A 21887-nucleotide genomic window follows, 5' to 3' on the forward strand; every position below is an offset into this window, starting at 1 on the left:
ACGACAACTCCTTCTCTATTTCTCCATGCAAATTCTCTGGTGGTTCTGCCTCCTTTAAAATAGCACACCGCAGGCAAAAATTGCAAGCAAAAACACTAGATATTGTATTGGTATTCTGTTTTTATATACCATATATTGTAGTTAGGTCAAACCTCTTTCTTTTTGTCAAATAAAAAAAAGAATAAGACATGCTGAAAATGCGAGAAATCCCCCGAAAAAGCAGGCAAATCCGGGCGTAACGAAAAAATTTGCCGCTTGCATCAAAAAAGCAGCCATAAAAAGCGCGGCACAAAAGGAAATAGCGAAAAAGCATGCCTCTGGCCGCTAAAAAAACAAATGTTCATTTATCTCTTAAAATTCCATTCATCCGACCTGTACCGCCTGTCTGCCAGTTCTTCCACATACGCCTGTTGCGCCGGCGTCAAGGTGTACGGTTCCAGCCGGATGCCGAGCCCTTCTTCAAACCCCTTATGGAAAGCCTCTTTTGCTTCCCCGTATGTGACGGGAACGGTGCGTAGTTCATTGATTGCAACCGCCTTCTGCTTAAAACTCCGCTGCATTCTTTCCCTCACCCTGTCACTCGGATATTTAAACAGGCTGAACAGCTTCTCCTCATCCATATCGAGCAAAATCGAGCCGTGCTGCAAAATGACGCCTTTCTGCCGCGTCTGCGCGCTGCCGGCGACTTTTCTCCCTTCCACGACCAGTTCGTACCAGCTCGGCGTATCAAAACAAACCGAAGAATGCGGGGATCTTAGCGCCTCCCGTTCTGCTTCCGTCCGCGGCACCGCAAAATACGCCTCAAGGCCGAGCGCACGAAATCCCCTGACAAGCCCTTCCGAAATCACACGGTAGGCTTCCGTGACCGTTTTCGGCATATCCGGATGCGCTTCCGATACGATCACGCTGTAGGTCAGCTCGTGCTCGTGCAAAACAGCCCTTCCCCCTGTCGGACGCCGGACAAAGCCGAGCCCGTATCGTTTTACCGCTTCGAGATCGATTTCCTGTTTTGCCCGCTGGAAATACCCAATTGAAAGGGTGGCCGGATCCCAGCCGTAAAAGCGGATGGCGGGCGGGATCTCCCCTTTGCTGTGCCAGTCGAGCAGGGCCTCATCCAGCGCCATGTTAAAAAACGGCGGACAGTGGCCTGAATCTACAAACAACCAGGTTTCTTTTCCCATATGAACCCCTCTTCTTAAAAATATCACTTTACCAGTTTACCAAAAAACGACGAAAAACGGCAAAGCCCCGCTCACGTTTGTGCCGGTTTTTCCGCTAACATTAAAAACTCAAGGGCTACAGGCTTTTCAGGCGGAAAAACTGAAAAAATAGCGGTGACATGGCTTTCTGAAAAAAAGATTTTGATTCAGAAGCGCAACACGAATATAATAGTAGATAGCGCATCAGGTAAGAAAGGGGGCATGCAGATGTCACAATCGTGGTACACAGTCATCATTGTTATTGTTGCGGTAGCGGCGTATACACTCGCCAGATACTACCGGCAGAAAAAAATCCTGAAAAGCTTGACGGAAGAAGAATTCAAGGCGGGTTACCGCAAAGCGCAGCTCATTGATGTGCGCGAACCGAATGAATTTGCAAACGGACATATTTTAGGCGCCCGCAATATTCCGCTGTCTCAGCTGAAAATGAGATTAAAAGAGATCCGGACCGATAAACCGGTTTATTTATATTGCCAGAACGGGACGCGCACCGGGCGCGCCGCTGAAATGCTTTATAAAAACGGCTGCCGCGACCTTTACCAGTTGAAAGGCGGCTTTAAAAACTGGACAGGCAAAATCAAATCAGGGAACTAAAAAAATGCCGCGGCTTTGCCGCGGCATTTTTCCTTTTATTTTTTCACATAACGCAAAACCGGTTTTCGCGCCGCCCGCGTTTCATCCAGGCGTTTGACAATGGTTGTATGCGGGGCTTCCTGGACGATTTCCGGATTTTCCTCCGCTTCTTTTGCGATTTGGATCATCGCATCAATAAAGGCATCCAGCGTTTCCTTCGACTCGGTTTCCGTCGGCTCAATCATCATGCACTCTTCCACGTTGAGCGGAAAATACACGGTTGGCGGATGGAAGCCAAAATCAAGCAGCCGCTTGGCGATATCAAACGTCCGCACCCCGAGTTTTTTCTGGCGCCTGCCGCTTAACACAAATTCATGCTTACAATGGCGGTCATATGGTAGGTCGTAGTACGGCGCCAGCTTCCGCATCATATAATTGGCATTGATCACCGCATTCTCGGTCACTTCCCGCAAGCCGTCCGGCCCCATTGAACGGATATACGTATAGGCCCGGACATTGATGCCGAAATTGCCGTAAAACGGCTTCACCCTGCCGATTGATTGCGGCCGGTCTTCATCCAGATAATAGCGGCCGCCTTTTTTCGCAACAACCGGCACCGGCAAAAACGGGACCAGCTCTTTTTTGACGCCGACCGGACCCGAACCCGGGCCGCCGCCGCCGTGCGGGCCTGTAAATGTTTTATGAAGATTCAGGTGGACAACATCGAATCCCATATCGCCCGGGCGCGCCTTCGCAAGCACGGCATTCAGGTTGGCGCCGTCATAATACAGTTTGCCGCCCGCCTCATGGATAATTTCTGCAATTTCAAGAATATGCGCTTCAAACAGCCCGAGCGTATTCGGATTGGTAAGCATGAGCGCTGCGGTATCTTCCCCGGCAATTTTTCTTAAGTCGTCGAGATCCACAAGCCCTTCTTCATTCGACTTCACAGTGACCGTTTCGAAGCCGGCAACGGTCGCGGAAGCCGGGTTGGTGCCGTGGGCGGAGTCGGGAATGATCACTTTTGTCCGCTTTGTATCCCCGTTTGCTTCATGGAAAGCGCGGATCAGCATCAGCCCGGTCCATTCCCCGTGGGCGCCGGCAGCAGGCTGCAAGGTCACTTCATCCATGCCAGTAATCTCTTTTAAATGTTCCTGCAGGTCATACATCAGCCCGAGCGCCCCCTGGACGGTGCTTTCATCCTGAAGCGGATGGATATGGGCAAATCCCGGAAAGCGCGCAACCGTTTCATTGATTTTCGGATTGTATTTCATCGTGCAGGATCCGAGCGGGTAAAAACCGGAATCGACGCCGTGGTTGTTTTCTGACAGCTTTGTGTAGTGCCGCATTAAATCCAGTTCCGACACTTCCGGCAGTTCCGCATCCTGTTTGCGGATGTATTCAGGCGGAAAAAGGCCAGCAGCATCCACTTCCGGCACGTCCATTTCCGGCAGGCTATACGCGATCCGGCCTGGTTTGGACCGTTCAAAAATCAGCGACATTTCTTCATTTGCCATAGCACACGACCCCCATTTCTTCAGCCAATTGGTCAATCTCTTCTTTTGACCGCAATTCCGTCACGGCAATCAGCATGCAACCGGCAAATTCCGGGTAATCCTTGCCCGCATCATAGCCGCCGATGATTTTTTTCTGTAATAAATGTTCATTTACTTCTTGAACGCTTTTTGGCAATTTCACGGGAAACTCATTGAAAAAAGGAGACGAAAACGGGATTTCAAACCCTTTTTCCGCCAACTTCCTTTTCGCGTACTGTGCTTTTGCAATATTGGCCAGTGCCATTTCTTTTACGCCCTTTTTGCCGAGGGCGCTCATGGCCACCGATGCGGCAAGGGCATTGAGCGCCTGGTTTGAGCAAATATTGGACGTCGCTTTGTCGCGGCGGATATGCTGTTCGCGCGCCTGGAGCGTCAGCACATACCCCCTTTTCCCGTCCTCATCGACTGTTTCGCCAACAAGCCGGCCCGGTATTTTCCGCATCAGTTTTGACGTTGTCGCAAAGTAGCCGCAATGCGGGCCGCCGAATGCAGCCGGAATGCCGAAGACCTGGCAGTCGCCGGTTGTGATATCGGCGCCGAAATCGCCCGGCGGCGCAAGCACCCCTAAGGCAAGCAGATTGGCGGATACAACAAACAAAGCTTTTTCGCCATGGGCCAGTTCGCCGATTTCTTTTAACCGTTCAAGCGAACCGAAAAAGTTCGGGTATTGGACGATGACGGCAGCTGTCCCGCCGTCTATTTGTTTTTTGGCCGCTTCCAGGTCGGTACAGCCGTCTGCGAGCGGTATTTCTTCCACGGTGATGCCCTGTCCCCTGGCATACGTATGTAAAACGGCCCGGTATTCCGGATGGACAGCTTTTGAAACCAATATTTTCTTCCTCTTCGTCTGCCCGGCCGCAAGCATGGCCGCTTCAGCCATGGACGTGCCGCCGTCATACATCGAGGAATTGGCCACATCCATGCCGGTCAGCCCGCAAATCATCGTCTGGAATTCAAAGATGGCCTGCAGTTCCCCTTGCGAGATTTCCGGCTGGTAAGGGGTATAGGCCGTATAAAATTCGGATCTTGAGATCACATGGTCCACGACCGTTGGAATATAGTGGTCATAAACCCCCGCCCCCAAAAAAGAGACATATTCTTTTAAATTGGCATTTTTCCCGGCAAGTTCTGACAGTTCTTTTAACAGCGCCGTTTCCGATTTTGCTTTTTTGATCCGGTAATCCCCTTTAAACCGCACTTTTTCGGGGATGTCGGAAAACAGTTCCCCGGCACTTCGGACCCCGATCGCATCCAGCATCTCGCGTTTATCTTCTTCCGTCATCGGCAGGTAACGGTGCATCACTTTTCCCCCTCCTCGTTTTTTTGCTTTTTATAGAACGGTGTTTGGACAACGACGGCTTTGATCTTTTTGGAACGAACATCCACTTCTACTTCGGTGCCGGGCGCGTCCCACGGTACACGCAAAAGGGCAAGGCCGATATTTTTCTTTAAAGTCGGCGACTGTGTCCCGGTTGTCACCATGCCAATCCGTTCATCCCCTGCATAAACGCTGTATCCGTGGCGCGGAATGCCGCGGCCGGTCATTTCGATGCCGGCAAGGCGCCGTTTCAGGCCTTCTGCTTTCTGTGCAAGGAGCGCCTGTTTCCCGATAAAATCCGCTTCTTTCTTAAGCTTTACAGCAAACCCGATGCCGGCTTCAAGCGGGGAAATGTCTTCTACCAATTCCTGGCCGTAAAGGCAGAGCCCGGCTTCAAAGCGGAGCGTATCCCTCGCCCCGAGCCCGCACGGCAAAACGCCTTTTTCCCGGCCCTTCGCCAATATTTCGTCCCATAGCTTTGGCGCATCTTCACTGCGGCAGTAAATTTCAAAGCCGTCTTCGCCCGTGTAACCGGTTCTCGAAAGCAGCACTTGAAACCCTTCAACATTTGCGTTTTCAATAAATGAAAACGATGGAATGGTAAAAACATCCGCTTCTGGCGCAAGTTTTTGCATTACTTCCGCAGCAAGCGGCCCCTGGAGCGCGAGCTGGGCAACGTTTACGCTGATGTCCGTTATAGAAACATCCTCCGTCCGGTGTGAAACAAGCCATTTGTAATCTTTTTCCGTATTGGCGGCATTCACCACGAGCCAATACCGGTTTTCGCCCAATTGGTAAACCAGCAAATCATCGACTGTGCCGCCGGCTTCATTGCACATGGCGGTATATTGGGCAGCACCCGGCTTCAATTTGGACACATCGTTCGTCATCATTTTTTGAAGGAAGCCAAGGCTTTCCGGCCCCTCCACCAGGATTTCGCCCATATGCGAAACATCAAACAGGCCTGCCCGTGTGCGGACGGCTTCGTGTTCGGCTTTAATGCCCGAAAATTGCACCGGCAGTTCCCAACCGCCGAAACCGGTCGTTTTTGCGCCGTATTTCCGGTATACATCATATAATGGCGTCCGTTTTAATTCCGGCATTAGTACCCCTCCATTCTGTTTTTTATCCGGATGTGGATCCGGGAGCAAAAAAACAGGGAATATTCCGCCTGCTTCACGAAATATTCCCTGTCCTTGCACCTGAAAGTTTACCGAAAAACGGTTTTCCCCTTTGGTGGCTTCCCGAAAAAAGAAGCGCTCTCCAGAGATGCGTCAAATTAAGAGTCCTTTTGCCTGAGAGATTCACGTTTCCGCTTGCTCCGTCGGCGCTACAAAAAATGCAGTCTCTCCTCTTATTCTCATCCGCCAATATTCAGTTCAAAATCGGGCATACTAAAGTTAAAATGCCTGATGCAGGCTGTTCCATACGATTTTCCCTGTAAACCCTGTAAAAACTCTTGGTCAGTTTCATCGTATCATGACACCATTCTGAAAATCAATTGAATTTTTTAAAATAAAAAGCGGCTGTAAGAAATGGAAAACGATGCATCGGGGACGATTGGAAAAGGAGTGCAGGCAGCATGGAAGTCAACATTGAATTTGACCGCTCGTGGGAAACGGAATTGATGGAACGCTATCAGGAGGACGGGCCGTGGGGAAAATGGGAACTTTATAAGCTTGCAGTGGAAATGGAAAAACGGCTGGTCATTCCGGAATTTGAAGGGTTGCAGGCGCCAAAGCATCTGGCCAATGTCAAACCGCTTGCGCACCAGCTGGAAGCGGCCCGCCAGGTGGTTGAAAAGATGAACGGCAAAGCCATTTTGGCGGATGAAGTCGGGCTTGGAAAAACGATTGAAGCCGGCCTTATTTTAAAAGAATATATGATTCGCGGGCTTGCAAAAAAAGTGCTCATTTTGGTCCCGGCATCGCTCGTGTCGCAATGGGTCGCGGAACTGAACAGCAAATTCCATATTCCCGCTGTCGGGCAGAAGAAAAGTTATATGTGGGAGCAGTATGACTGTGTTGTCTCTTCCATTGACACCGCAAAAAGAAGCCCGCACCGCGACATCATTTACAAGCAGCAGTACGACATGATTATTATTGACGAGGCGCACAAGCTGAAAAATCCGAATACAAAAAACTACGCATTTGTCCAGGGCTTAAAGAAGAAATTCTGCCTGCTTTTGACGGCGACACCGATCCAAAACCGGATCGATGAAATCTTCCACCTTGTCTCCCTGCTGAAACCCGGCCATTTAGGCAGCGAATCGAATTTCAGCAAAAAATATAAAAATGGGGACAGGCAGGTGAAGGAAGACGAACATTTGCGGAAGCTGGTCAGCAAAGTGATGATCCGGAACCGGCGCACAAACACCGGGGTGGAATGGACAAAACGGCGCGTTGAAACGGTGCTGATTGACTTCAGCAAAGAAGAGCGCGAACTGTATGACGCGCTGCAAACGATCCGCAGAGGCAGCGAATCGTACAGCCACGCCGGCTTCTCGCTATTGACGCTGCAGCGCGAGGCGTGTTCGAGCCGTGAAGCCGTTTTTGTAACCTTAAAAAACCTGCTGAAAAAAACGGAACAGCCCTCGCCCGTTTTAGAAGAAACCGTTGCTGCGCTGATCCAGAAAATTGAAGCGATAAAAACCAATTCAAAAGCGGAAAAAGCGCTCGAGCTTATCCAAAACATTGATGATAAAGTGATCATTTTTACGGAATACCGGGCAACACAGCTTTACCTGCAATGGTTTTTAAAACAACACGGCATTTCATCCGTCCCCTTCCGCGGCGGCTTTAAGCGCGGCAAAAAAGACTGGATGCGGCAGCTGTTTGAAAACCGCGCCCAGGTGCTCATTGCGACAGAAGCGGGCGGTGAAGGGATCAACCTGCAATTTTGCCACCATATGATTAATTTTGATCTGCCGTGGAACCCGATGCGGCTCGAGCAAAGGATCGGGCGTGTCCACCGCCTTGGCCAGGAAAAGGATGTGCATATTTATAATTTCGCAACCAAAAATACGGTTGAAGAACATATCATGAAACTGTTGTACGAAAAAATCCATTTGTTTGAGCGGGTAATCGGGGAACTCGATGAAATTCTGACCCGGCTCGAATTCGGAAAACTGGAAGACCACCTGCTGGATGTCTTCCAAAACTCGCAATCGGAAGGCGAAATGAACATCAAAATGGAAAATCTCACCCAAATGATCGAATTTGCGGAAGCGGTACGGAAAGAGGAGGGAAATGCGGATGCTGCAGGAAGAAATACATCAATATCTTGAACGCTTTTTTGAAGCAAACGGCGCTGTATTGGTTGAAAACCGCCCCGGCTGGATGACGGTGCAGCTGACGGTTGAACTGGATAAGGCGTTAATGAACCGGCCGTTTTACTGGTCCTATCTTGAAAAAACAGGCGGCATCCCGAATCCGATGACCGTTACGTTCATTACGGACCGGGAAAAAGCACCGGATACGGTAAAAGGGGAACCGGTCCATTTTGGAAGCCCTCGTCTGAACCAGATTTTCGAGACGGCAAAGCAGTTTTCCCGCTATATCCGCCTGTTTGAAGACGTCCGCCCCGGGCAAAAACAGGTGCCACTTTACCCTTGGCTTGGGATGAACGCCAAAATTTCGTACCGCTGTGATTTAAAAAAAGATGTATTCCGCTCGATCGGGTTGAATTTAATCCACGGCACAATGGCTGAAAATTTTCAGGACTTGCTGGAACAACGGGCACTGACGCCGAAAATTCCGGATTATTGTTTTACACTGACGCCGATGATCATGCCGAAAAGCGCCGTCACCAGGATTGAACAGTATATCCGGCAAGGCCTGTCGAAAGAACCGCATCATTGGGCGGAAGAAGCGGTAAAACGGTGGCACCAGGATCTCGCGCTGTTGGACCATTTTTACGAAGATATGGAAGAGCGCCCGGAATCGTATGAAATTGAAAAACAGGCGCTGAAGGAACAGTATGAGCCGAAAATTACCGTTCATGTCCTAAACGGCGGCCTCTTTTATTTAAAAGATGCGTTTATATAAATCAGGCAGCCCCAAAAAGGCTGCCTGATTCTGCTACTGTTTTCTTTTGAAAAAGAGAAAAAAATAAGGAAGAATGCCGAACCATCTTTCGGCAAAAGGCGGCATCTCTTCCTTTTTCTCGTTCCGCTTTTTCTGCCGCTCGCTTTTTGGCGTGCTCATATGCTGTATCCATGTTTGTGCCAGCAATTTGACATAATCATTTGTCGACATTGGCGCCACCATCCTTACAGGCGCCAGTATAACCGAAAGCCTCCGTTTTTATGCGGCCGGAAATTTCCGCAACAATCTCCGCAACCGATTTTCCCGTCGTATCAATAACCAAATCGGCACACGAAAGGTAAAACGGCCGCCTTTTTTTGTAAAGGGCGATGATCTCCTCCTTTGTCCTTCCTGTTGCGACAGGCCTTGAGGGGTCATTTTGAATGCGTGAAACCAGGATTTCCGGATCGCAATCCAGAAAAACCGTCACGCCGTCCCGTTTTAATAGACAGGCGTTCTCTTCCCGCATGACAATCCCCCCGCCTGTCATGATCACCCCTGCAAGCGATGCGGCCCGTTTCAGCATTTCTGTTTCTTTCCGGCGAAAATAGGCTTCCCCTTTTACAGCAAAAATGGCAGCGGGCGGCATTCCTTCCTCATCTTCAATCCAGCGGTCAAGATCCGTCGCCGCACTGCCCAAAAGCGAGGCGAGCGCATGGCCGACAGTCGTTTTTCCGGCACCCATAAACCCGGTCAAATAGATCCTTTTGTTCATTGTTCCTCCCATTGAAGCACCTTTTTTTCTGCCTGATTATATCGTATCGTACTTTTAAACAGTTCACCACTGCCATTTTCCGCAGTTAAGGAAATCACTGCAGTATCCCCGTCCTGTTTGATATTGTAAGACACCAATCCGTCTGAAAAACGGAGTTCCCCCGGGCTTTTGTCGCCTTTTTCCAATTTTTGCGCCGCCTCCCTGATGGCGAAAAGCGACATGGTATTCCGCAAATAATATTCCTTCACCAGCACGGCATATTTCTTTTCGCCTAGGTAAATATTTGTTCCCGAAATGACCATACTGCATGCGGCAAGCGCCAAAAACAGCACTACCGGCAAAATAAACCCTTTTTGCCTGTTCATCGGGCATTGCCCTCCGTTTGGCCGAAGAGCGCATGGCGGGAAAGAAAGGTCATTTCCGCTGTTTTTTCCGCGCCATTCGGATAAACAGCGGACACTTTGACCCCGTTTCCTGTTGCCGCAAATTGGATGGACCGCACATTTTGAAGCACAATTTGATGCCCCTCACCGTTCACTCTCCGCCGCAAACTGTTCTGGTACGGTTCATACGTAACCGTCCTTCCTGCCTCGTTCAGTTTCAAAGTATTTTGGGCTGCCTGGCACGAGCTGCTCACCCGGATTTCTTTGCGCAACTGCATGAGAAAAAGATTCCACTCTTCATCTTCTTCCGGCCGGAATGCTTCCCCGGCTGTCCCGAATGTTTTCACTGCCAGGGGAAAAAGCGAGAACAAGGAAGTGACGAGAAACAGCACGCACACGCTTTCAAGCAGCGTAAAGCCTTTTTCATTGCCGGAGCGAAACACAAGTCTTGTTTTGCTCATGTTTGACACATGCCTTTCTGCCATTGTCTTTGATTTGAAATGTCCACGTGGCCCCGCCGGCCTTTTTTTCTTTTTCAACGACTTTTCCGGTAAAAGTCCATTCCTCCGTTTTTTCGTATAAAAAACGGGCTGCCTCCATCTCCTGTTTTGTCTCTTTGATCTGGCCAAGCATATGGAGAAACGGCGGGAACAGGCAGGCCGCCATCAGGCAAAATACGGCAAACGCAGCGATGACTTCCGGAAAAGTAAAGCCCCGTTCACTCTTCGACATAAAACCGCCCGCTTCCAATATGCGTAACCAGCTTGATTTGTTCTCCGCCGGACTGGAAATAGAGCGTGCCGAACTGGGTAACATTCCCGTCCGGCCCGATCGTATAGGAATGAAAGCTGCCGTTTTCGAACATTTTGATGCCTTCCGGAAGCTTTCTTTTTACAATCGCCGCATTTTTCCTCGCCTCAAAAATGGAATACATATTGTTCTGGCGGAAAAATTGGACGTATACGTTCGTCTGGCGGGAAATCGCGTCCGTTTGCGCCAGGTACAAATCATTTTCAAGCTGGTTGATGAACATTTTTTTGACGGTCGTATGTTTCACCGGCTTAAATCCGGCAAACGCAAGGGCGGTGATCACGGATACAATCAACAAAACAACGAGCATTTCCGGAAAGGTAAAACCGGATTCGTTTTTTGGCCGCTTCACTTTGCAACCTCCGTTACTTTCCCGTCCGCCCCAATGTTCACTCCGTTTCCATTTGGGCAGCTCGTTTTCGACACATAGCCGCCGTCTTTCAACTGGCTGATGGATGACGGATATTCATTGTGGTCCATTTCATACGCCTGCACCTGACCCTGCACCATGGCAATGAACGCATCGCAACCTTTGTTATTGATCGCATCGGTATGTTTGGAAATGTTCGGAATCATCAAAAACAAGAGAACTGTAATAACGAGCAAAACAATCAGCATTTCGATCAGCGTAAAACCTTTTTGATTTTTGATTAAAGACATGGGCAATTTCTCCTTTCTTTTTCTGGGGGGAAGGCTTTAAGCCCCGCCGCCCGGCAAGCCTTCCCCGGTTAAACCGCGTCAATCATCTGGAACATCGGCAACATGATCGACAAATAAATGGCAACCAAAAAGAAACCGATGAAAATAAATACAACCGGTTGAATCAGCCCGAACAGGCTTTGGATTTTCTCTTCCATTCTTTTCAAGCTAATTTGGCTGTAATAATAGAGCTCCTGATCAAGGCGCCCGTTTTTCTCCCCGTGGCGCACCAAAATGACCAGCTGCGGCTCGATAAACGGGACAGAGGCCAGGGCGTGGGAAAATGTCTCGCCGGCAAGCAGTTTTTCGCGCACATATTTTGCGGTATCGCGCCAAAGCGGCTTGAAATTTTGCGATTCCATTACATGCAGAATTTCATAGACGGAAAAACCGCTTTTCAGCATAAAGCTCCATTCCCTCGCCAAAAACTGGCTGTAGTAACTGGTATAGTAAAAACGGGATACCGGCAGCCGCGAAAGCCATGCCGCCTGCGCGAGCGGTTTTTTTCTTTTAAAATAGAGAAAAAAGAGTGTGAAAAACAGGAAGAGAAAATTACTTAAAACCAGGATATCATGCGGGGCCTGTTCCATGATGGCCAGGAACAGCCGGAGATTTCGCGAAGGCTTGTAATCCATTGCGACATACATATGTTCAAATTGCGGCAGCAGCACGTTTCTCACAAAAGCCGTGGCGATAAATAGCGCGGCTGCCAGTATGAGCGGATAACGGATCAGTTTCCAAAAGGCAAGGGCGTCCTCGTGCTTTTTCAATAAGTAAGCACCTGCCTCTTTAAGGGCAGCAACCATCTCCCCGTGCTGCCCGGCAAAATAAATTTGCATGCATGCGTTGGCATCAAACCGGTGTTTCAGCAGCACGTCATGGAGCGGCGTTCCGTTTTGCAGCTGTTTGTTCATGGAACGCGCATTCAGTTCGCCGTCCACATGCCCGAGAAAATCGATAGCATCCGCAATCGGAAATCCGTTTTCGAGCATTTCACCGACCCGGGTAAGAAAGCGCCCCTGTTGTTTGAGGCTTATCCGCTTCTTCCTCTTCGGCAATCCAGCGGTGATACTCTTCTTCAGAAATGTATCCAAGCACAATCCCCTTTCTGAGCCATTCTTTCAGCGTCGGATAATGGTAGCGGACCTGTTCCCCCTTTGCTTCTTTCAGCACCCGCTGCAAATTTTTCCCGTACAGCAGCTCATATACCGCGGTTTGCCGCTTTTTCCGGCTGCCGGGACAATCATGCGGGCAGCGGATGCCGCCGCATACCGGACAACGCAATGTAATCAGCCGCTGTGCGCTGACAGCGAGCAAAGTCTGCTCCATTTCGTGGATGCTCACGCCGAATTCCATCAGCCTGTAAATCGCGCCCTTTGCGTCACGCGTATGCAAAGTCGTCAGGACAAGATGGCCGGTAAGCGATGCGCGTACCGCAATTCTTGCTGTTTCGGCATCGCGGATTTCCCCCACCAGGATAATATCCGGATCATGGCGCAAAATTGCTTTCAGCCCTGTGCTATAAGTAATGCCTGCTTTTTCATTCACCTGCACCTGCAAAAACGAATCGCTTTGTTTTTCAACAGGGTCTTCCAGTGTAATTACATTCCGTAAAAACCGTTTTGCGCAGTGCTCAACAAGCGTATACATCGTCGTCGACTTGCCGCTTCCGGTCGGACCGCTGAAAATCAGCATGCCGTGCGAATGGTTTAATAGCGCCATTAATTTTTTCGTGCTCGATGGAAAAAGTGAAATTTGGCTGAGCTGGAATTGTTCTTCGTGGGGCAAAATCCGGATGACGAGGCTCTCTTTGGAAAGAGAGGTTGGCAGCGTCGAAATCCTTAAGGAGACCGCTTGCTGCAAAACGTTTATGGCAAACGACCCGCTTTGGGGCTTTCGTTTTTCACTGATATCCATGGAAGACATAAATTTTAAATGGGATATCAGCCTTTCCCCGGCTTTCGCGGAAAGGTTGCGGTGGGGGTACAGCCTTCCGTACTGCCGGAACTGGACATGGTAATGCTTCTCTTTCGGAACGATATGGACATCGGTCACATTGTTTTTCACCGCCTGTCCAATCAATAGTTCCGCGATTTTTTCAACCGACATAATCCATCACATACCACCTTTCTTTTGGGATATTCTCTCATTTCGACACGGCTTTCAAAATTCCTGCTGAAAGCAAAAATTTTTTCGCTATTTTTTTCTCTCAGCCGCAAAAAAAGTGTGTGATTTTTGTCACAAATTTTGGCGTTGTTATCATTTATAATATAGATAGGATAAAAAATATAGAGGTGTTTAATATGGAACCAACATTAAAAGTGATCAACGCCCTTTCTGACCCGACCCGCTACTCGATTTACCAATTTGTACTGAAGAAACGGAGCGAAGTATCCGTCCAGGAAGTGGCCAATGAATTTCATATTCATCCAAATGTGGCAAGGCTCCATTTGTCGAAGCTCGAAGATGTAAAGATCATTTCATCCGAACTGAACAAAACCGGAAAAGGCGGGCGCCCGGCAAGGCTGTATAAAAGCTCTGAACAAGTGGTGGAACTCTCCTTCCCGCACCGTGAATACAAATTGCTGTCCAACATTTTGCTTGAAGCCATCAACAAAATGAAACTGGCAGATGCAGGCCTTTTGAAAGAGATCGGCCGGGAGTACGGAAAACGGATCATCGAAAACATCTTAAAAAACATGAATAAAACAAAAGACCAGCTGACATTTAATGAAAAATTATCTGTGCTCGCAAGCGTGTCCACCGTGGACGGATACTGCATCGAAACGCTGGAAACAACAGACAAGAACGAACTCGATTACCATGTATACAACTGTCCGTTCCGGGAATTAATCCATCACTCGGCGGATGTTTGCGAGATGCATGTTGCTTATATTCACGGGTTGTTTGAAGCGTTGTTTGACGATTTCGACATCAACCAGCAGGAAACCATGCTTCATGATTGCAGCGAATGCATTTATCATGTGAAAGTTGCTAAAGTTGCTAAAGTTGCGAATTAAGTACCGGTTGTGTTTACACCCCTTCTTTGTTCCTTTATAATATAACTTGATGGACATAAAAAGAAGGGGTGGTTCATTTGGATCGTATGTACCGCGTATTGGGTTTCTGGACTGGTGTAATGGCAGTCATGTTTTTCCTTGGCGGCATGAAAGAAACCGCTTTACTGTTTCTGGCCCAGACCGGTTTCTTTGTGCTTGTCAGCTACTTGAAACTGTCCGAACGCATGTATATGTACATCTTTGGGGCTTATTTAACAATTTTCTTCGCCGGCTTTACGTACTACACCACGTTTATACTCACACCCGGCTTCGGCGAATAACCTGTTCCTCTTAAAAATCTGCTTGCTTTTTCCTTGCACTAAAAAAACCGGCATTCGCTGCCGGTTTTTTTATCCCCCCAAAAACGGGTTGGAACTTTTTTCGGCCCCGATCGTTGTCTGCGGCCCGTGTCCCGGGAACACGATTGTATCCGGGTGCAAAACCAGTAACTTTGTATGAATGCTTTCCTGCAAAACGCCATGGTTCCCGCCCGGAAGATCGGTCCGCCCAATGCTGCCGGAAAAAAGGGCGTCCCCTGAAAAGACAATGTTGTGATCAGGCAGCCAGTACGAAACGCTCCCCGGGGAGTGGCCCGGCGTTTCCAGCACTTGAAGCGAAAAAGAGCCGATTTTCAACATGTCTTCCCCGGCGATAAGCTTTTCCGCCCCGCGCGCGCTGATTTCTCCCATCCCGAAAAAATGGGAGCCGTTTTGCCCTGGATCCCCGAGCCACATCTCTTCCTTTTGATGGATATAGGCCGGGATTTTGTACGCATCCCTTACCGCATCAAGGGCGCCAATATGGTCAAAATGGGCATGCGTTAAAAGCACCGCAAGCGGGTTCAGCGCATTTTCCCCGATAAAAGCGTGCAGCCTTTCAAATTCCGCTCCGGGGTCAAATATCAAACAGTCTTTTTCGTGGTTCCACAGGATATAGCAATTCGTCTGAATGGGCCCGACCGGCAATTGTTTCCATTTCATTCGTATCCCTCCTCCCTTATTGTATCATGTTTTCATCCGTAAAAAATGCCTGTTCATTTACTCGACAAATCACCAGACCGGTTGTAAAATAAAGATAATTGAATACCTTTTCATTATAAGGGGGATGTCATGGGTACAGTCATTATTTTCAGTCTCGTCTCCATACTGTCACTGATTGGTTTCATTACTGCGGCCAAAAACAAAAATATCCTCGGATTTATTTTCGGCATCATTTCTTTTGCCCTTTTCGGCTGGTTTGCCATCATGACCGTCATCCATTCGGGCTACCCGGCCTTTACTTAATGCTGAAAAAGCGGCGCCATGCCGCTTTTTTTCATCTCATTATATCGCTGTTTGTAGTCTGCCAAAATCAGCGCGTATCATGGAAGGGGGCGCCCCGCTTAAATTTTATTTAACGCCAGCCACGCTGCCCCGAGCACGCCGGCATCGTTTCCCAATGTGGCAAGTTCCAGTTTTGTCGATTGGCCGACCGTGTTGAACGCGTATTTCAAAAAATAAGCGCGCACCGGGTTTAAGAGCGTTTCGCCTGCTTTTGACACCCCTCCCCCCAACACGATTTTTTCCGGATTTAACGTATTGGCCACACTTGCCAGCGCAAGCCCGAGGTATTTTGCCGTTTCGTCAACAATTTCGTGGGAAAGGGCATCTCCCGCTTTCGCAAAGTCAAACACGTCTTTGGCGCTTACCGATCCGCTTCGGGCATACAAATCTTTTAACGGGGACGCGCCGCTAAATGCAGCCAGTTTCGCTATGGCTGTCCTGACCACGCCTGTTGCGGAAGCGACCGTTTCAAGGCAGCCGGTTTTCCCGCAGTTGCATCGTGCCCCGCCTTCCGGGATGACGGTAATATGGCCGATTTCGCCTGCCGCCCCTTTTACGCCGTGGACGATATCCCCGCCTGTAATGATGCCGCCGCCGACACCGGTGCCAAGCGTAACGAAGACCATTTCCCCGGAACCTTTCCCGGCGCCTTTCCACATTTCACCGAGTGCCGCAACATTTGCATCATTATCGATCACCACTTTTAACCCCGCCAATTTTTGCAATGTCCCGGCAACCGGATAATGCTGCGCCCAGCCGATATTGACGGATTCATAAATCACGCCGGCTTCCATATCAACCGGCCCCGGTACGCCGAGGCCGATCCCTGTGATCTCTTTTTTCTCCCGCTTTGCCCGGGCCAATTCGTCCTCAATCGATTTTGCGATATTCGGAAGGATCGCTTTCCCCTCGTTAGCCGTCACAGTCGGGATCTCCCATCTGTGTACAATATCGCCTGCTTCATTCACAAATGCCAGTTTTGTGGTGGTGCCCCCCAAATCAATGCCAATGATCCACTTCTCAGCCATTTCGCTCACCCTCCATTTTTTTCTCTTTTTCCAACCGTTTTTCCTGCCTGATGATCAACAGGGCGGTTTCGTATTCGCTGTTTTCCAGCACCCTTGCCTGGTACAACTGCCTCAGTTCCAATTCCATCAGCTCGAGATCGGCAAGCCGGTCCCCGATATAGACAATAATGCCGAATTTTTTCAAAAGCTGTTGCACATCATAAAGTGTTCTCATTTCGACCCAGCTTTCATTTATAAAAAATCTGTTCCAAGAAAAGTATAGTCGATTGTGCAACTTCTAACAAGCATCAAATTGCGGCAATTTGCCGGATCATTTGGCCGCCCGGCGTGGAAGTACGCCGTGAAACCTTGCCCGGTGCATTTTTTGAAGGATAGCCGCGGAAACCCACGGCGCCCCTATATACCGGCGCGCTTCCCCCGGCCCTAAAGAGAGAAATTTTTATCCCGGCACGATCCGTCCCCCGAAAGGCCCACACTTGCACGCCAAAGAAGCGGCCCGGAACCGAAACGGGGGCATGCTTATTAGTCTGCCGGGTGAATGCCGCGCAGACCCATATAAACGAGGAAAGCGGCAATAAGAAGAGCCGGAAGCTGCACACCGATGCGCTTCCGTTTCGGAAAGTGGACGATGCATGCTGCAAGAAAGCCGCCGAAAAGCCCGCCAAGATGCCCGAAATTGTCAATGCCGGAAACGGAAAAACCGAAAACGAGATTAATGATGATGAGCGTAATGACACTCGGTCCCATTGTCCGGAAAAAAAGATCTCGGTAAGCCGTCCCGATGTAAAGAAGCGCGCCGAACAAGCCAAAAATCGCACCGCTTGCGCCGGCAGAAAGGCTTGGTGAAAACAGGAAGCTGGCCAGGCAGCCTGTAAACCCGGCGAACAAATAAATCAGGGCAAAGCGCGCCTTGCCGTAAATCCGTTCGACAAGCGGCCCGATATAGTATAAAGAGAGCGAATTCATAAAAAGGTGCATGATCCCGATATGAATAAAAACGGGCATAATCAGCCGCCAATATTGCCCTTCCATAATCAGCGGATTGTACTTGGCGCCGAAACGGATCAGGTTTTGCGTATTCTGCGTCCCGCCGGTAAGCGACATAACAATAAACACGGCAATCTGTACGGCCAGAAAGACGTATGTAAAAAATGGCCTGCCCGCGTCAAACAGCTGCCGTTCCTCCTCTTCCCGGCGCGCCTCGGCTTCGAACACCGTCCGCTGTAATGCATAGGCGTCCCCGCTCATCGTTTCAGGCGCAATGGCAAGCCGGCTTTCCGTGAACGGGCGCAGCTTACTGATCCCGGGACCAGGATTCTCCCCTTCAATCAATACGCTGCGGAGTTCCGTTTTTCCGCCATTGATATGCATCGGTTCATCCAAATAGATTTCATAATCGTCAACCGGCGCATACTCGCTTACGTAAATATTGAGTACGCGCGGAGCAAGCCGCTTTATTTGTTTGCATAAATCTTCAGCCTGTGCGCAACAATCGCGGATGTCGCGGTATAACCAGTTGCCCCAGTCGATGTCATACCGCAAAAGACGCACAAGCGGCAAATTCTTCTTTTTTGTATTGGCAAGCCACATTTCATCCCGGTTTTCACTCAAAAACAGGATCCGGTACTCCTGTTCCACGACAAAATGGCGGCTGATTGCCCAAAACAAAACATCTGCCCTACTGTTCACGATTTCCCCTGCCTTTTTCCATCCATTTTATCCTAACTATATCGAAAAAAAGAGCGGAGTGTAAAGCGTTTGGCCTTTTACACCCGCCCTTTTTTCACCGTTATTGAAAAACCTGGCCCATGACGCGCGACCGTAATCCGGGAATCCGCATTGCCGCCGTGACCGCCAATTTTCTCGCAGGGCCGTACCCAAATACAGTGTTTAATACCCGGTAACGGTTCCGGTAAGCTGCTGAAAACAGAAGCAGCACCGCAATCCACTTCACCCATCTGTTCATGGCGATTCCTCCCCCGAAAAATTTTCTGCAACTCATTTCTATTTTTCCTACCGGGGGAGAAATTATCCGCTAACGCTGTGGCAAAAGAAAAAACAGCAGGAAAACGCCTGCTGTTTACTTTGTTTCGCGATGTACGGTTGCACGTTTGTCCCGCGGGCAATATTTTTTCAATTCAATACGGTCCGGGGTCGTACGTTTATTTTTTGTTGTAATATAGTTACGCTCACCGCATTCCGTGCAAGCCAGTGTAATGTTTACACGCATGTTTCATCCCTCCATCTTTCTCAATCGATCGTGCATACGACTTTTCTATCATAGCATTTTTCACGTACGATTGCCAGTATGTTTTTTCAAACAAAACCGTTCTTCCCACCGGCTGCCGATATATGTGAAATTTTCACTTGAATGGGGCAAGCAAGCCTGCCGGTCCCGCTTTGCTGGCACGAATTGGCCCCCTCTTGCCGGATAGGCGGTACACTTCACAGGAAAATCATGATATAACTAACAATAGTACTTTGCAATGAAAAAGGAGAGAACCGGATGGTTATTACGCTGATTGTGTTACTGGCGCTTTCTGTGGTATTGTTTCTTATTTCGTTTTTCCGCCAGGACCACGCACATCTGGTAGAACAGGAACTGGAAGATTTGTCTTTAAAATTTTTCCAGGAAACGTACCAGATCAAAAAAAGATTACAGACGCTCGAAGAAGAATTTATGATGCCCGGAGCCGATCCGCTTCTTCCGGATCCGTCCGGCAAAAGTCCGGTCAATGAAATTGTAAAAAACCAGGTGCTCGCTTTGTTCCGGCAGGGCCTTTCATTCGAACAAATCGCAAGGCAGTCCGCCCTCCCCGTAAACGAAGTGAAACGCATCATTTCCGGTGCCATGCAAACACCAGAATAGATTTATACAGAAAACGGATAAAAGGGTTCCCCCTGTTATCCGTTTTTTCCTCAGCCGGAGACGGCCTAGTTGGCATTTGCAACTGTCATTTCCGGCGTATTTGTTGCTTTACTCTCCTCTTTTTTCTTCAGATCAAAATAGGCTTTAAACACACGGTTTGCAATTTTTAAATTCGTGTGCGGGTCGGATGCTCCCCCCATATAGGACCATGGCACGACGACCGAGATGGCAATTTCCGGATGATTGTACGGCGCATAGCCGACAAAAGTGGAATTCCATGCATTGCTCCAGAGAGAAGGATGTGTTCTTCCTGCGGCGTCGTATTTTTCCACCAGTTCACCGCCATAAACAGCCTGGGCTGTCCCGGTTTTCCCTGCCACTTTCAGGCTGGAATCAATCCGCCCGTAAGCTGTTCCGTGGGGAACGTTCACCACATTATAGAAACCTTGTTTGACGCGGTTGATGTATGATTCTTTCATATCCACACGGTTTAAGACCGTCGTGCCGATGTCTTTCTCGACAGGCCCGAGTGTCTTGCCGTCCGGGCTTGGTTCACGGATTTCCTTCGCAATATGCGGCTGCACACGGTAACCGCCGTTTGCGATCGTGGAAACATACTGGCAAAGCTGCAGCGGCGTATACGTGTCAAACTGCCCGATCCCAAAGTCGAGCACGTTCCCGCTGTTCGGCGGGACTTCCGTTTGGTAGCCGCCGACTTCGCCCGGAAGGTCAATGCCGGTTTTGACGCCAAGCCCGAACTGGGCAAAATATTTGCGCAATGTCCGGATCGTTTTCATTTTGTCAATCCTGAGCGGGCCATTTGGCACATAATTGTGCTGCCCGCCGATCGCCATCACCGTCCGGAACATATATACGTTAGATGAAACCTGCAGGGCCTTTAAGTCGTTAATCGCCCCAAAACCGTTGGCAACCCACGATTTTTTCACAGGGGTGCCGGCAAAATGGAGCGGCTGGTCAACAAATACACTCCCGGGCGAGATGGCCCCGGTCTGGTACCCGGTCAAAACAGTCGCACCCTTTACCGCTGAACCTGAAGGATAAGCGGTTGTCATATTCCCAAGCGCAAAGTCCTTGATTTTCGCAGATCCGTTCTTTGTGACCACCTGTTTGCCGGCCATTGACAACACTTCGCCGGTATAAGGGTTCATGACGGTGACAAAGGCACGGTCAGCAAGCGGATTGCTTGCGCGGGCCGCTTTGATTTCATCGGTAATAATTTTCTCCACTTCTTTTTGCAGGTCAATGTCAATAGACAGGACAAGGTCGCTGCCCGGCTTCCCTTTGCTGATCACTTTTGAAGAGATGACATTCCCTTTTTTATCCTGTTTCGCTTCCACTTTTTCTTTTTCGCCGCTCAAGACATCTTCATACTGCTGTTCAATGTAGCTTTTCCCGACGCGGTCATTGCGGCTGTATCCACGGGCCGTGTAGTACTGCTCCTTGTCGGCAGGCAAGCCTTCTTTTTCGGTTGTCACATCGCCGAGGATTGACCCTAAAACCGAATCGTTGCTGTTTGCCTCTTTGAACACATAGTTCCGTTCCCAGTCGGTTGTAATGTCCACGCCCGGCAGCGCTGAAAGATTCTCGCTCACAGTCGCATACTCTTTATTTGTCACGCCCGTGTTTTTGATAATTTGCGGGGACAGCACATAGCCGGCCGACATTTTGCTGTAGATCGCGAGCACATTGAGATCTTCCGGCGACATTGAATCCAGATCCTGTTTCGTAATCCGCTTCAGCTGCAACTTGTATATTTTGTCGCTGTCGTTGTCGAGCTTTGCCTGTTCTGCTTTGGAAACGAGCTGTTTTGCCGCTTTCGGATGGGTCAGGATCCAAAAGTCTTTTTTATCCCGGTCCGTCAGCCGTTTCACATCCGCATCCGGCACTTTGATGATTTCCCCGAGTTTCCTTGCCACTTTCAGCATTTTTTTGTTGTCATCCGCCTGGGTTCTCGTATATGTGATCGCCTTCAGCGCTTTATTGCCCACAATCACTTTATAGTTCCGGTCAAGAATTCTTCCTCTTGGAACAGAAGTATGGATCGTCTTGTCTTCCGTCTGTTCAAGTTCTTTTTTGTAATCCTGGCCGTAGACAATCTGTACAATGCCCAGACGCACGACTAAGACCGAAAAAAGCACAAAAACAGCAAAGAACAGCATATTCATTCTAAATGGAATATGCGACCGCTTTTTCCGCTTCTTTTTTTTCAACCTTTTTCTGCTCCTCCCT

At 49.2% G+C, this 21887-nt stretch carries 27 protein-coding genes and 1 riboswitch; of the genes, 7 read left to right on the forward strand and 20 right to left on the reverse strand.

Annotated elements, in window-relative coordinates; translation table 11 throughout:
• Positions 1-344 precede the first annotated feature (344 nt).
• Positions 345-1181 carry a lipoate--protein ligase family protein gene (locus NSQ19_RS08320; RefSeq protein ID WP_017553551.1) on the reverse strand — a complete coding sequence of 279 codons (837 nt, stop codon included), beginning with the start codon at positions 1179-1181 and terminating at the stop codon, positions 345-347.
• A gap of 246 nt (positions 1182-1427) precedes the next feature.
• On the opposite strand from NSQ19_RS08320, the gene NSQ19_RS08325 reads away from it, so the two are divergent.
• Positions 1428-1814, forward strand: coding sequence for a rhodanese-like domain-containing protein (locus NSQ19_RS08325; RefSeq protein WP_013859633.1), 387 nt, complete (start codon positions 1428-1430; stop codon positions 1812-1814).
• 35 nt (positions 1815-1849) lie between these two features.
• On the opposite strand, the gene gcvPB is transcribed toward NSQ19_RS08325, so the two are convergent.
• The 3 genes from gcvPB to gcvT are packed head-to-tail and all read right to left on the reverse strand — an operon-like array spanning position 1850 to position 5770.
• The gene (gene gcvPB / locus NSQ19_RS08330) at positions 1850-3310 is read right to left on the reverse strand and encodes an aminomethyl-transferring glycine dehydrogenase subunit GcvPB (protein WP_013859634.1); all 1461 of its coding nucleotides are present in this window, start codon (positions 3308-3310) and stop codon (positions 1850-1852) included.
• Complete coding sequence (gene gcvPA, locus NSQ19_RS08335; protein WP_340702702.1) at positions 3300-4652, reverse strand: aminomethyl-transferring glycine dehydrogenase subunit GcvPA; 1353 nt, start codon at positions 4650-4652, stop codon at positions 3300-3302. Before gcvPA ends, gcvPB begins: the two co-directional genes overlap by 11 nt.
• Positions 4649-5770 (reverse strand): glycine cleavage system aminomethyltransferase GcvT, encoded by a 1122-nt coding sequence (gene gcvT, locus NSQ19_RS08340; RefSeq protein ID WP_340702703.1) that lies wholly within the window; start codon positions 5768-5770, stop codon positions 4649-4651. Before gcvT ends, gcvPA begins: the two co-directional genes overlap by 4 nt.
• Before the next feature lie 170 nt (positions 5771-5940).
• Positions 5941-6031, reverse strand: a riboswitch (glycine riboswitch).
• 218 nt (positions 6032-6249) lie between these two features.
• Here gcvT and NSQ19_RS08345 point away from each other — a divergent pair.
• Together NSQ19_RS08345 and NSQ19_RS08350 are read left to right on the forward strand one after the other, a co-directional pair.
• A complete protein-coding gene (locus NSQ19_RS08345) occupies positions 6250-7953 on the forward strand; it encodes a DEAD/DEAH box helicase (protein ID WP_328197599.1) in 1704 nt (567 codons plus the stop codon).
• Positions 7922-8713 carry a YqhG family protein gene (locus tag NSQ19_RS08350; RefSeq protein WP_340702704.1) on the forward strand — a complete coding sequence of 264 codons (792 nt, stop codon included), beginning with the start codon at positions 7922-7924 and terminating at the stop codon, positions 8711-8713. The genes NSQ19_RS08345 and NSQ19_RS08350 overlap by 32 nt, the downstream gene beginning before the upstream one ends.
• A gap of 33 nt (positions 8714-8746) precedes the next feature.
• Here NSQ19_RS08350 and NSQ19_RS08355 read toward each other — a convergent pair whose 3' ends face one another.
• The 9 genes from NSQ19_RS08355 to comGA all read right to left on the reverse strand — a co-directional run bounded on the left by NSQ19_RS08355 (position 8747) and on the right by comGA (position 13468).
• Complete coding sequence (locus tag NSQ19_RS08355; RefSeq protein WP_237348197.1) at positions 8747-8923, reverse strand: YqzE family protein; 177 nt, start codon at positions 8921-8923, stop codon at positions 8747-8749.
• Positions 8910-9467 carry a shikimate kinase gene (locus NSQ19_RS08360; RefSeq protein WP_029142071.1) on the reverse strand — a complete coding sequence of 186 codons (558 nt, stop codon included), beginning with the start codon at positions 9465-9467 and terminating at the stop codon, positions 8910-8912. Before NSQ19_RS08360 ends, NSQ19_RS08355 begins: the two co-directional genes overlap by 14 nt.
• A complete protein-coding gene (gene comGG / locus NSQ19_RS08365; RefSeq protein WP_029142070.1) occupies positions 9464-9832 on the reverse strand; it encodes a competence type IV pilus minor pilin ComGG in 369 nt (122 codons plus the stop codon). The genes NSQ19_RS08360 and comGG overlap by 4 nt, the downstream gene beginning before the upstream one ends.
• Complete coding sequence (gene comGF, locus NSQ19_RS08370; RefSeq protein WP_061566238.1) at positions 9829-10311, reverse strand: competence type IV pilus minor pilin ComGF; 483 nt, start codon at positions 10309-10311, stop codon at positions 9829-9831. Before comGF ends, comGG begins: the two co-directional genes overlap by 4 nt.
• Entirely contained in the window at positions 10274-10582 is a 309-nt protein-coding gene (locus NSQ19_RS08375; RefSeq protein ID WP_029142068.1) for a type II secretion system protein, read from the reverse strand. The genes comGF and NSQ19_RS08375 overlap by 38 nt, the downstream gene beginning before the upstream one ends.
• Entirely contained in the window at positions 10569-11012 is a 444-nt protein-coding gene (gene comGD / locus NSQ19_RS08380) for a competence type IV pilus minor pilin ComGD (protein WP_118497741.1), read from the reverse strand. The genes NSQ19_RS08375 and comGD overlap by 14 nt, the downstream gene beginning before the upstream one ends.
• Positions 11009-11320, reverse strand: a complete 312-nt coding sequence (gene comGC / locus NSQ19_RS08385) for a competence type IV pilus major pilin ComGC (RefSeq protein WP_029142066.1) — start codon at positions 11318-11320, stop codon at positions 11009-11011. Before comGC ends, comGD begins: the two co-directional genes overlap by 4 nt.
• 68 nt (positions 11321-11388) lie before the next feature.
• The gene (gene comGB, locus NSQ19_RS08390; protein ID WP_328004587.1) at positions 11389-12351 is read right to left on the reverse strand and encodes a competence type IV pilus assembly protein ComGB; all 963 of its coding nucleotides are present in this window, start codon (positions 12349-12351) and stop codon (positions 11389-11391) included.
• A 1-nt stretch (position 12352) separates the two neighbouring features.
• Positions 12353-13468: a competence type IV pilus ATPase ComGA gene (gene comGA, locus NSQ19_RS08395; protein WP_285958217.1), complete on the reverse strand. Its 1116-nt coding sequence runs from the start codon at positions 13466-13468 to the stop codon at positions 12353-12355.
• A 194-nt stretch (positions 13469-13662) separates the two neighbouring features.
• Between comGA and NSQ19_RS08400 the strand changes: the two genes are divergently transcribed.
• A complete protein-coding gene (locus NSQ19_RS08400; protein ID WP_029142063.1) occupies positions 13663-14379 on the forward strand; it encodes a helix-turn-helix transcriptional regulator in 717 nt (238 codons plus the stop codon).
• 77 nt (positions 14380-14456) lie between these two features.
• Entirely contained in the window at positions 14457-14699 is a 243-nt protein-coding gene (locus NSQ19_RS08405) for a DUF2626 domain-containing protein (protein WP_014098019.1), read from the forward strand.
• Positions 14700-14768: 69 nt separating this feature from the next.
• On the opposite strand, the gene NSQ19_RS08410 is transcribed toward NSQ19_RS08405, so the two are convergent.
• Complete coding sequence (locus tag NSQ19_RS08410; protein ID WP_013859649.1) at positions 14769-15398, reverse strand: MBL fold metallo-hydrolase; 630 nt, start codon at positions 15396-15398, stop codon at positions 14769-14771.
• A 129-nt stretch (positions 15399-15527) separates the two neighbouring features.
• Between NSQ19_RS08410 and NSQ19_RS08415 the strand changes: the two genes are divergently transcribed.
• On the forward strand, positions 15528-15701 hold the full coding sequence (locus NSQ19_RS08415) for a DUF2759 domain-containing protein (RefSeq protein WP_019720590.1): 174 nt from the start codon (positions 15528-15530) through the stop codon (positions 15699-15701).
• A gap of 98 nt (positions 15702-15799) precedes the next feature.
• Here NSQ19_RS08415 and NSQ19_RS08420 read toward each other — a convergent pair whose 3' ends face one another.
• From NSQ19_RS08420 to rpmG, 5 genes are all read right to left on the reverse strand, one after another.
• Entirely contained in the window at positions 15800-16768 is a 969-nt protein-coding gene (locus NSQ19_RS08420) for an ROK family glucokinase (protein WP_029142062.1), read from the reverse strand.
• Entirely contained in the window at positions 16761-16982 is a 222-nt protein-coding gene (locus NSQ19_RS08425) for a YqgQ family protein (protein WP_029142061.1), read from the reverse strand. The genes NSQ19_RS08420 and NSQ19_RS08425 overlap by 8 nt, the downstream gene beginning before the upstream one ends.
• 308 nt (positions 16983-17290) lie before the next feature.
• Positions 17291-18457, reverse strand: a complete 1167-nt coding sequence (locus tag NSQ19_RS08430) for a rhomboid family intramembrane serine protease (protein WP_029142060.1) — start codon at positions 18455-18457, stop codon at positions 17291-17293.
• A 100-nt stretch (positions 18458-18557) separates the two neighbouring features.
• Positions 18558-18734, reverse strand: coding sequence for a hypothetical protein (locus NSQ19_RS08435; protein WP_181980963.1), 177 nt, complete (start codon positions 18732-18734; stop codon positions 18558-18560).
• A gap of 114 nt (positions 18735-18848) precedes the next feature.
• Positions 18849-18998 (reverse strand): 50S ribosomal protein L33, encoded by a 150-nt coding sequence (gene rpmG / locus NSQ19_RS08440; RefSeq protein ID WP_014098013.1) that lies wholly within the window; start codon positions 18996-18998, stop codon positions 18849-18851.
• Between the two features lie 276 nt (positions 18999-19274).
• Here rpmG and NSQ19_RS08445 point away from each other — a divergent pair, with 276 nt between their 5' ends.
• A complete protein-coding gene (locus NSQ19_RS08445) occupies positions 19275-19637 on the forward strand; it encodes a hypothetical protein (protein WP_118497745.1) in 363 nt (120 codons plus the stop codon).
• Positions 19638-19702: 65 nt separating this feature from the next.
• Here NSQ19_RS08445 and NSQ19_RS08450 read toward each other — a convergent pair whose 3' ends face one another.
• Entirely contained in the window at positions 19703-21868 is a 2166-nt protein-coding gene (locus NSQ19_RS08450; protein ID WP_328004585.1) for a peptidoglycan D,D-transpeptidase FtsI family protein, read from the reverse strand.
• Between the last annotated feature and the right edge of the window lie 19 nt (positions 21869-21887).

Origin of the sequence: Weizmannia sp. FSL W8-1119 (assembly GCF_038008605.1) — a bacterium.
GTDB lineage: Bacteria > Bacillota > Bacilli > Bacillales > Bacillaceae_C > Weizmannia > Weizmannia coagulans.

Bases quoted from the DNA above. Each gene is read 5' to 3' on its own strand.
- NSQ19_RS08400 (WP_029142063.1), top strand. From the start codon at position 13,663: ATGGAACCAACATTAAAAGTGATCAACGCCCTTTCTGACCCGACCCGC.
- NSQ19_RS08415 (WP_019720590.1), top strand. From the start codon at position 15,528: ATGGGTACAGTCATTATTTTCAGTCTCGTCTCCATACTGTCACTGATT.
- NSQ19_RS08425 (WP_029142061.1), bottom strand. From the start codon at position 16,982: ATGAGAACACTTTATGATGTGCAACAGCTTTTGAAAAAATTCGGCATT.
- NSQ19_RS08325 (WP_013859633.1), top strand. From the start codon at position 1,428: ATGTCACAATCGTGGTACACAGTCATCATTGTTATTGTTGCGGTAGCG.
- NSQ19_RS08320 (WP_017553551.1), bottom strand. From the start codon at position 1,181: ATGGGAAAAGAAACCTGGTTGTTTGTAGATTCAGGCCACTGTCCGCCG.
- comGG (WP_029142070.1), bottom strand. From the start codon at position 9,832: ATGAACAGGCAAAAAGGGTTTATTTTGCCGGTAGTGCTGTTTTTGGCG.
- gcvPB (WP_013859634.1), bottom strand. From the start codon at position 3,310: ATGGCAAATGAAGAAATGTCGCTGATTTTTGAACGGTCCAAACCAGGC.
- NSQ19_RS08355 (WP_237348197.1), bottom strand. From the start codon at position 8,923: ATGTCGACAAATGATTATGTCAAATTGCTGGCACAAACATGGATACAG.
- comGB (WP_328004587.1), bottom strand. From the start codon at position 12,351: ATGCTCGAAAACGGATTTCCGATTGCGGATGCTATCGATTTTCTCGGG.
- comGF (WP_061566238.1), bottom strand. From the start codon at position 10,311: ATGAGCAAAACAAGACTTGTGTTTCGCTCCGGCAATGAAAAAGGCTTT.
- NSQ19_RS08350 (WP_340702704.1), top strand. From the start codon at position 7,922: ATGCTGCAGGAAGAAATACATCAATATCTTGAACGCTTTTTTGAAGCA.
- NSQ19_RS08375 (WP_029142068.1), bottom strand. From the start codon at position 10,582: ATGTCGAAGAGTGAACGGGGCTTTACTTTTCCGGAAGTCATCGCTGCG.
- NSQ19_RS08345 (WP_328197599.1), top strand. From the start codon at position 6,250: ATGGAAGTCAACATTGAATTTGACCGCTCGTGGGAAACGGAATTGATG.
- NSQ19_RS08435 (WP_181980963.1), bottom strand. From the start codon at position 18,734: ATGAACAGATGGGTGAAGTGGATTGCGGTGCTGCTTCTGTTTTCAGCA.
- rpmG (WP_014098013.1), bottom strand. From the start codon at position 18,998: ATGCGTGTAAACATTACACTGGCTTGCACGGAATGCGGTGAGCGTAAC.
- comGC (WP_029142066.1), bottom strand. From the start codon at position 11,320: ATGTCTTTAATCAAAAATCAAAAAGGTTTTACGCTGATCGAAATGCTG.
- NSQ19_RS08410 (WP_013859649.1), bottom strand. From the start codon at position 15,398: ATGAAATGGAAACAATTGCCGGTCGGGCCCATTCAGACGAATTGCTAT.
- gcvT (WP_340702703.1), bottom strand. From the start codon at position 5,770: ATGCCGGAATTAAAACGGACGCCATTATATGATGTATACCGGAAATAC.
- NSQ19_RS08360 (WP_029142071.1), bottom strand. From the start codon at position 9,467: ATGAACAAAAGGATCTATTTGACCGGGTTTATGGGTGCCGGAAAAACG.
- NSQ19_RS08445 (WP_118497745.1), top strand. From the start codon at position 19,275: ATGGTTATTACGCTGATTGTGTTACTGGCGCTTTCTGTGGTATTGTTT.
- comGA (WP_285958217.1), bottom strand. From the start codon at position 13,468: ATGTCGGTTGAAAAAATCGCGGAACTATTGATTGGACAGGCGGTGAAA.
- NSQ19_RS08420 (WP_029142062.1), bottom strand. From the start codon at position 16,768: ATGGCTGAGAAGTGGATCATTGGCATTGATTTGGGGGGCACCACCACA.